At 62.3% G+C, this 7214-nt stretch carries 7 protein-coding genes; 2 read left to right on the top strand and 5 right to left on the bottom strand.

Annotated features, from left to right (window positions below; all coding sequences use genetic code 11):
* The coding region (locus tag AACS24_RS10280; RefSeq protein WP_146181481.1) for a DUF3369 domain-containing protein at window positions 1-868 on the bottom strand (868 nt) is incomplete at its 3' end.
* 107 nt (window positions 869-975) lie between these two features.
* Window positions 976-1857 (bottom strand): LysR family transcriptional regulator, encoded by an 882-nt coding sequence (locus tag AACS24_RS10275; RefSeq protein WP_108573546.1) that lies wholly within the window; start codon window positions 1855-1857, stop codon window positions 976-978.
* A gap of 159 nt (window positions 1858-2016) precedes the next feature.
* On the opposite strand from AACS24_RS10275, the gene AACS24_RS10270 reads away from it, so the two are divergent.
* Window positions 2017-2421: an SMR family transporter gene (locus tag AACS24_RS10270; RefSeq protein WP_082035428.1), complete on the top strand. Its 405-nt coding sequence runs from the start codon at window positions 2017-2019 to the stop codon at window positions 2419-2421.
* Complete coding sequence (locus AACS24_RS10265; RefSeq protein WP_033113059.1) at window positions 2409-2729, top strand: SMR family transporter; 321 nt, start codon at window positions 2409-2411, stop codon at window positions 2727-2729. The genes AACS24_RS10270 and AACS24_RS10265 overlap by 13 nt, the downstream gene beginning before the upstream one ends.
* 69 nt (window positions 2730-2798) lie before the next feature.
* On the opposite strand, the gene gloA2 is transcribed toward AACS24_RS10265, so the two are convergent.
* The 3 genes from gloA2 to hrpB form a co-directional block, all read right to left on the bottom strand.
* Entirely contained in the window at window positions 2799-3200 is a 402-nt protein-coding gene (gene gloA2 / locus AACS24_RS10260; protein ID WP_043849914.1) for an SMU1112c/YaeR family gloxylase I-like metalloprotein, read from the bottom strand.
* 59 nt (window positions 3201-3259) lie between these two features.
* Entirely contained in the window at window positions 3260-5578 is a 2319-nt protein-coding gene (gene mrcB / locus AACS24_RS10255; protein WP_108573544.1) for a penicillin-binding protein 1B, read from the bottom strand.
* 73 nt (window positions 5579-5651) lie between these two features.
* On the bottom strand, window positions 5652-7214 hold a 1563-nt coding region (gene hrpB / locus AACS24_RS21930), incomplete at its 5' end, for an ATP-dependent helicase HrpB (protein WP_258223184.1).

The raw sequence follows: 7214 nt of genomic DNA, 5'->3' as shown, positions 1-7214 counted from the left end.
GCTGGGTGGGGGTAAAGCTCAGCACGAACTCCCGGCCATTCTGGGCGGCGATGTAGAGGGAGTCCTGCGGATGTTCAAAGCGGTTGCAGCGGGCAGCCAGCGCCTTGGTCACCGACTCGTTGAGGGTCGGGAAGTCGGTGAGACTACCCTGGCTCAGCAGGGTTTCATAGTCACCGGTAGCCGCCAGGATCTCCAGTTTCTGCTCGCCCGGGCGGCGTTCGGCGCAGATGGCCCCTTCGGTACCGACGTCCAGAATCGCGCTGATCTGTTTGAGCACGCCGGAGGCAAACTCCTTGAGCGAATGGAGATGATAGAGGTCTCCAGCCCCTTCCAGGATCTTGCCAAGACCTTGGCGGCTCTTGTCGATGGCGCTCAGCGTTTCATATGAGCGCAGGGAGGCGATGACGGTGGTGTAGAGCTTTTGTACCGTCAGTTCGGTCTTGGTTTTGTAGTCGTTGATGTCGTAATCGAGGATCACCCGCTGCTCTGGCGCCTGCCCGGGTTGGCCGGTCCGCAGCACGATACGCACCAGCGAGTTATGCATTTCATTGCGGATCTTGTGCACCAGTCGCAGGCCGGCGTCTTCGGTCTCCATCACCACATCCAGCAGGATCAGGGCAATTCTGGGATTGGCTTCCAGCATGGTGGCGGCTTCAGCACCGCTGTAGGCGTTGAGCAGTTCAAGCGGGCGGGATTTGTATTGAATATTGGAAAGGGCAAGCCGGGTAGCATGATGAATGTCGGGTTCATCATCCACGATCAGCACCTGCCAGGGGTTGAGTGCCTTGGGGGTAACGACCTCTTCGTCATCGAGTTCGATGATGTCGTCATCCAGCCAAATGTCGTCCTTGTCTTGGGCACTGCTCATATCGGTTACGCCTCCGGCGTTCAATGAGTATGTAAACAGTATGCACGATCATGCTCGGTAGACGCATCAGCTTAAATGCAGATCGTGAGCTTGCTCTGCCATTGCACTTATTCGAAAGGTTCCAGATATGTCTGGATCGACTTCTTCAGCCAGGCCAGCGCCTTGCCGTGATAGGCGTTCTGCGCCAGATAGACCCCGTAATCCCGCCACTGCAGGCTGAACTTGTGTTTCAGGGTCAGTAGCGAACCCTGCCTCAGCTGGCTCTGTATGAGGGGCGAGGGGAGCACGGCCCAGCCCAAGCCATCCAGCACCGAGTTGCGCATCAATTCAAAACTGGAGAGGCCGATGTGCTTGCCGCCGACAGGCAGCAGACTTTTTAGCGAGAACTCATCCACATAGGAGAGCGTTATCTGGGTGTGGTCAGTCAGATCCTGCTGTACCACCCGCTTCAGGGCTGCCAGTGGGTGGTTGGGGGCGACCACCATCAGGGTGCGGATAGGGTTGAGCAGATCGATGTGGAGGCCGCTGCGCTCCTGATCTTCGGTAATGAGGCCGAAAGCGGCATCGACAAATCCCTCCTCGACCAGCGCGGGCAGCTCGGGAGGTGAGGTGAGCACCAGCGAGATGCTGGTGCCGGGAAACTGGCTGTGCAGTCCAGCCAGCATCTCGCGCCACACCTGTTCGGGGATGGCGTCATCGCGGGCAATCCGCAGCGCCACTTCGGCGCCCGAAGCGTAGTGCTCGCACTTCTGTTGCAGGCTGTTGGCGGCCTGCAGCAGGCGGGTACAGTCATCCAGCACCAGCTCGCCGATCTCGGTCAGCCGACTCTGGTTGGCACCGCGTTCAAAAAGTTCGACGCCAAGCTCCACTTCCAGTGCTGCGATGGCGGTACTGACTGCACTGCGGCTCTTACCAAGGCGGCGGGCCGTGCTGGCGATGGAGCCACTATTTGCGGACTCGACAAAGAGTTCTATCTGATAAAGCTTCATGGTTTACGGCTTATGACACAGTGATCCCATCTTCACCTTACCTTGCCCCCGACTGACAAGGCAAACGAGTAGCGTCGATATTGTCGATGCTCAGCGACTCCCGCCTGAGAGAATGCCCGAGCTACTATCTCTCCCGTCGCAGCAACAAAAGGAAATTTTATGTTATTCAGTCGCATGCTTTTAGCTCGAATATTTTTGACGGGCGCCATAGTGACCGAGGTGGCAGGCACCTCGAGTATGGCGATGATCCCCGAGAACGATGCCGGATGGCTCAACTATTTGCCGATGTGGGTGCTGATTTCGCTCTCGTATCTGCTACTGGCCAAAGCCGCCAAAACAATCTCCATTGGTATTGCCTTTGCGTTGTGGGAGGGGCTGGGGATTGCGCTGATCACCGTCGTCTCCGTGATGTTCCTCGACTACAACCTGAGTGCTCAGGAGTTGATTGGTCTGGGGCTGGCGATAGTGGGTATTGTTATGGTGACCATGGGGGAGTGCCACGATGAGCCGACAAGTGCTCACGATGACACCCGCAATGGCGAGGAGGTTGTATGCACCCGTTAATCATCGTTTTTGGCGCAGCTCTGCTGGATATTGGCGCCAACATGGCGATCAACCGCTCGGTCGGCTTTCGCTACAAGAGGTGGGGTTTCCTCGGCATCCTGCTGGTGCTGATGGCCTTTACCCTGCTCTCCGAGGCGGTCAGCGGTGGCAAGATCGACCTGGCCGTGGCCTACGCGACCTGGGGCGCCATCGGTATTCTCGGTACTGCGCTGGGTGGCTTGCTCATCTTCCGCGAGCGCCTCAAGCCCATCGGCTGGGCCGGCATGATGGTGATGGCACTGGCTGTCGCCATGCTGACCACCGCCTGATAAAACGCCAGCAATAAATAAAAAAGCCGCCCGGTTCGCCGGGCGGCTTTTTGTTTGGCCGATGCAGACTCAGCGCGGCGCTTCGTAGAGCTCCAGCGGCAGGCCGTCGGGGTCTGCGAAGAAGGTGAAGCGCTTGCCGGTCAGCTCATCCACCCGCACCGGCTCCACAGCGACCTGATGGGCATGCAGATGGGTGATGACGCGGTCGAGGTCACCGACCCGAAAGGCCAAATGACGCAGGCCGCATGCCTCCGGCGTAGAGGGGCGCTTGGGGGTGATGGGGAAGCTGAACAGCTCCAGCTGGCTGCCATCCGGCAGGGCCAGATCCAGTTTCCACGACTGGCGCGCCTCGCGCAGGGTCTCCGCAATGATGGGCAGGCCCAGCACCTCGTGATAGAAGTGGCGCGAGCGAGCGTAATCGCTGGCGATGATGGCAACGTGGTGGATGGCCTCAAACAGCGGCTGGTGCATGGTGACTCCTTGTAAGCAGGATGGCGAGACGGGTAACTCAGGCTACCCGTCTCCCTCGGTCAGTTGAAGAATCCGCCGAACCAGTCGTCCAACGCGCTGCGTGGCGTACCCGGGCTGCTGCAGCTGGTCGGTGAGCCCATGGTCGAGACCTTGGCCGGCACCTGCAGGCTACCCGGGCAGTCGCTGGTGACCCGGGTGCCACTGGTGCGAGAGAAGTTGGCCCAGGTAACCCCTTCCGGGATCTGCAGGCTCAGGCTGTTGACACCGCGCTGGCTCATGTAGCCGGTGAACAGCTGCAGGGCGCCGCTGGCACCGGTGAGACCCGCCGGGGTGTTGTCATCGCGGCCGACCCAGATGCTGACCAGCTCGTTGTTGTCGAGCCCGGTAAACCAGGAGTCGCGCAGCTCGTTGGTGGTGCCGGTCTTGGCGGCCATGGTGGCGCCCGGGAACTTGGCTCCCAGCGAGCGTGCCGTCCCCTGACTTACCGTCTTGGTCATGGCGAACAGGGTGAGCCAGCTCGCCTGACTGTCGGTAACCCGTTTGGCAGTTTGATCATGCTGATAGAGCAGGCTGCCATCCCCTTTGACCACGGCGCGGATCGCCGACAGCGGCTGGGTCAGACCCTGATTGGCGATGGGCAGGTACATCTGGTTCACCTCCATCGGCGAGAGCGCCACGGCCCCCAGCACCAGCGACGGATAGGGCTGGATCTCCTGCTGCACCCCCAGCTTGTGCAGGGTATCGACCACCTTCTCCAGCCCCACCTGGAGACCAAGATTGACGGTCGGCACGTTGAGGGAGCTGGCCAGCGCATCCATCAGCGGCACGCTCTGGCGGAACTTGCGATCGTAGTTCTGCGGCGTCCAGACCTGACCATCCTGACCGCGAATGCGGATCGGCTGATCTTTGAGCGGGGTCGCCAGAGTGAGGCCGTTGGAGAGGCCGGTGAGGTAGACCGCCGGCTTGACCAGCGAACCGATCTGGCGGCGGGCATCGAGCGCCCGGTTGAAACCGGCGTAGCGGGGATCGCGGCCACCAACCAGCGCCACCACTTCGCCCTTGTGCCAGTCGGAGACCACCATGGCGGCCTCCAGCTTCTTCTTGCCGCGCAGTTTTTCGATGTCGGCGAGGCCAGAAGCGACCGCCTGCTCGGCGGCATGCTGGGCGATGGGGTCGAGGCTGGTGAAGATCTTGAGGCCGGACTGCTTGAGCAGATCCGGGCCGAAGCGGCTCTGGATCTCCCGCTTGAGCAGCCCCATGAAGGCCGGGGTACGGCCGTAGCTCATCTGGCCGCGGGCGATGATGCCGAGCGGCTGCTTGCTGGCCAGATCATATTCGGCCTGGGTCAGGCTGCCGTGATCCATCAGCAGTTTAAGTACCAGATCGCGGCGTACCTTGGCCCGATCGGGGAAGCGCCAAGGATCGTAATAGGAGGGGCCTTTCACCAGACCCACCAGCAGGGCGACCTGATCGATATCCAGCTCGTTGACCGGAATGCCGAAGTAGAAGTAGGAGGCGAGGCCGAAGCCATAGACCCCTTGCGAGAAGTTCTGCCCCAGATAGACCTCGTTGAGGTAGGACTCCAGGATCTCGTCCTTGCTATAGCGGTAGTCGATCAGCACCGCCATGTAGGCTTCCTGCAGTTTTCGCCACAGGCTGCGCTCGCGGGTCAGGAAGAAGTTCTTGGCCAGCTGCTGGGTGAGGGTACTCCCGCCCTGCACGGTGCGGCCGGCGATCAGGTTGGCAAACATGGCGCGCATGATGGCGATGGGGGATACGCCGCCATGCTGATAGAAGTCGCGATCCTCGGTGGTGAGCAGGGTCACCAGCAGGCTGTCCGGCACCTCGGCAAGGCGTACCAGCAGGCGGTCTTCCCGATCTTCGGTGTTGAGGCGGTCGAGCAGCACCGGGTCCATCTGGGCGTAACCGAGCTGGCGCTGGTTCTCCAGCGACTGGATCCCCTCGAGACGCGGGCCGTTGAAGGTGAGGCGCAGGGCGCGGGCACCATCGGTGCCATCGTAGAAGGCGAACGGTCGGCGAATAAGCTCGATGCGGTTGCCGATTATGGTGTATTCGCCCGGGGTATGGGGCTGGCGCACCTGCTTGTAGCTCAGCATGTTGAGCTCGCGCAGCATCTGGTCGCGCGACAGGCGCTGGCCCGGGTAGAGCTCCAGCGGACGGCTGTAAACCATCACCGGCAGCTGCCACTTCTCGCCGTCAAATCGCTCGCGCACCTGGGTATCGAGGTAGATGCCAAACACCACCATAAAGGCCGCTACCACCAGCGAGAGCTTGAAGCCAAGCCAGAACAGCTTGCGCCAGATGGTACGCTTGGGTGGCGCTTTCTTGGGGGCGCGCTTGCGTCGTTGGGTTGCCATAAATCCTCTTTGCTTTCCTTTCTACTTGTTATGTCGCGTTCGCGAACGTCCGATCGGGCCTGGCCAATCGAACCTAGATACCCATCTTCTTCTTGGTGACCCTGGTCGGCATCGCCTCCAGCGGATTGTCCGGCCAGTAGTGGCGGGGATAGCGCCCCTTCATCTCTTTTTTCACCTGCTCGTAGGATCCAGCCCAGAAAGCGGCCAGATCGGCGGTGATCTGCAGCGGTCGCTGGGCGGGGGAGAGCAGCTCCACCACCAGTGCCACCCGGCCATCGGCCACGCAGGGGGTTGCCGCCTGACCGAACATCTCCTGAATTCGCACCGGGATCACCGGTGCCTGCCCCGGCTGATAGCGGATCCGCACCCGGCTGCCGGTCGGTGCCGTGAAGTGGCCGGGCAGTGCCTCGTCCAGCCGTTTGGGCAGTGGCCAGGGCAGAGATTGGCGCAGGATGTCGCTCATATCGAGCTTTTTCAACTGCTCCAGCCGGGTCATGCCGCTCACCGCCGGCAGCAGCCACTGTTCGAGGGTGGCCAGCAGGCTGTCGTCATCCATGGCTGGCCACTCCTCATCGGGCAACCAGTCACGGGCGCAGCGCAGGCGGGCCAGCAGCCCTTCGCTGCTCTCGTCCCACGGCAGCACATGCAGCCCCTTGCGGCGGATGCCCTGCAGCAGGCAACGCCCCTTCTGTTCATCCGAAAGGTCCGTCAGCGGTCGCTGGCTCAGCACCAGCTCACCGATCACCTGTTGGCGTTCGGCCCGCACCCGCTCTTCCCGTTCATCCCAGTCGAACCACTGGCGCTCGCTCACCAGCTCCGGCAGCTGGCGCGCCAGCTCATCCAGCTCTATCGGTTCGGCGATGAAGATGCGGCTGCCGCGCTCGTTCTGGCCCATCTCCACCGCAATCAGCGCTCCCTGACCCTGACAGGGGTGACCCTCGATCAGATCGCAGCTCACCCCGCCACTGAGCTGGTAACGGCTGCCGCTGCGCAGCTTGCCGATGCGATCCGGCCAGGCGAGAGCGCAGAGCAGCCCGAGCCACTGACCCTGTGGATTGGCCGGGCGGGCTCCGAGCCGTTCAAACCAGCGAGCCGCACTCTGGCGCAGGGCTCCCTGACGGCGGTGGAACAGCACCGAGAGGCGCTCCGATCCTCGCAGATCTTCTTCCAGCAACGCCACCAGATATGCGGCATCGGCGACAATCCCTGTCAGACCTTCAGCTTCCAGCTCGCGGGCGCGCAGCAGCATGCGGGCGAGCCGGGGATGGGTACCGAAGGCCGCCATGGCGCGGCCAGCCGGGGTAAGTTGTTGCTCACCCTCCGGCTTCATGGCGCCGAGGGCGACCAGCAGCCGCTGGGCACTGGCGACGGCCGCGGCCGGCGGCATGTCGAGCAGCGGCAGATCTTCCACCTTTGCCCCCCATTGGGCAGCATCCAGCAGCAGACCGGTCAGCTCCTGAGTGAGGATGTCGGGCGGACTCTGCTCGGCGAGCCGCTCCTGCACTTCGTTGCTCCAGAGCCGGTAGCAGACGCCGGGACCGAGGCGGCCAGCACGGCCCGCCCGCTGGGTGGCGGAGGCTTTGGCGATGGTGCGGGTCTCCAGTCGGGTGACGCCGCTTTTCAGATCGAACGAGGC

Source organism: Aeromonas sp. HMWF016 (assembly GCF_963878195.1).
Lineage (GTDB): Bacteria > Pseudomonadota > Gammaproteobacteria > Enterobacterales > Aeromonadaceae > Aeromonas > Aeromonas lacus.
This window is presented reverse-complemented; position numbering and strand designations above follow the sequence as displayed.